The sequence below is a fragment of the Curtobacterium sp. 1544 genome (assembly GCF_040544915.1).
Taxonomy (GTDB): Bacteria; Actinomycetota; Actinomycetes; order Actinomycetales; family Microbacteriaceae; genus Curtobacterium; species Curtobacterium pusillum_C.
The window spans coordinates 1-1,328 of the sequence record NZ_JBEPKX010000059.1 but is presented as its reverse complement, the minus strand read 5'-3'; the positions used below and the strand labels follow the sequence as shown (position 1 = coordinate 1,328).

At 70.3% G+C, this 1,328-nt stretch carries 1 protein-coding gene; it reads left to right on the top strand.

Translation table 11 applies throughout. From position 1 onward, the window contains the following. Positions 1-1,328, top strand: a 1,328-nt coding sequence (locus ABIC61_RS18605) for a thiamine pyrophosphate-dependent enzyme (protein WP_354031089.1), incomplete at both ends; no start/stop codon positions are given.

The window sequence follows — 1,328 nt, the reverse complement described above, 5'->3', positions numbered from 1 at the left end:
CCCGTCCTGGCGATCGCGGCGCACATCCCCACGGCGGAGATCGGCTCCGGCTACTTTCAGGAGACCCACCCGCAGGAGCTCTTCCGGGAGTGCTCGGTGTACGTCGAGTACGTCGCCGATGCGTCGCAGATGCCCCGACTGCTCGAGATCGCGATGCGCGAGGCGATCGAGAAGCGCGGTGTCGCGGTCCTCGTGATCCCGGGCGACGTGCTGCTCGCCGACGCCGTCGCGCCCCGCACGACGCGCATCGAGCGGACCACCCCGCGCGTCATCCCCTCCGACGCCGAACTGCAGCGCACCGCCGAGCTCCTGAACGGCGCCGACCGGGTGACGATCCTCGCCGGGGCGGGTGTCGCCGGTGCCCACGACGAGGTCCTCGCGCTCGCCGAACGCCTGCAGGCCCCGATCGTGCACGCGCTCCGCGGCAAGGAGCACATCGAGTGGGACAACCCGTACGACGTCGGCATGACCGGGCTGCTCGGTTTCGCGTCCGGCTACCGCGCCATGGAGGACGCCGACGTCGTCCTCATGCTCGGCACCGACTTCCCGTACCAGCAGTTCTTCCCCGCGAAGGCGAAGCACGTGCAGGTCGACGTCCGGGGTTCGCAGCTCGGGCGTCGGCACCCGGTCGACATCGGCCTGGTCGGCACCGTCAAGGACACCGCGCTCGCGCTCATCCCGCTGCTCACCGGTTCGCACCCGACGAAGCACCTCGAGGACGCCCGCAAGCACTACGCGAAGACCCGCGCGAAGCTCGACGACCTGGCCGTCCCCGCCGGCGGGCACAAGCCGCTGCACCCGCAGTACGTCACCCGCGTGCTCGACCGGCTCGCCGACCAGGACGCCGTCTTCATCCCGGACGTGGGATCCCCCGTCGTGTGGGCGTCGCGCTACCTCACCATGAACGGCGACCGCCGACTGATCGGGTCGTTCGTGCACGGCACGATGGCGAACGCCGTCCCGCAGGCCATCGGCGCCCAGGCAGCGTTCCCGGATCGGCAGGTCATCGCGATGGCGGGCGACGGCGGGCTGACGATGCTCCTCGGCGAACTCATCACGATCGTGCAGAACAAGCTGCCCGTGAAGATCGTCGTGTTCGACAACTCGTCGCTGAACTTCGTGGAGCTCGAGATGAAGGCGGCCGGGTTCGTCACCTACGGCACCGAGCTGCAGAACCCCGACTTCGCGAAGGTCGCCGAGGCGATCGGCATCGCGGGCTTCCGGGTCGACGAGTCCGACCAGCTCGAGGACGCGCTCGCCGCCGCCCTCGCGCACGACGGCCCCGCGCTCGTGTCGGTGAAGGCCGACCGTCAGGAGCTCTCGATGCC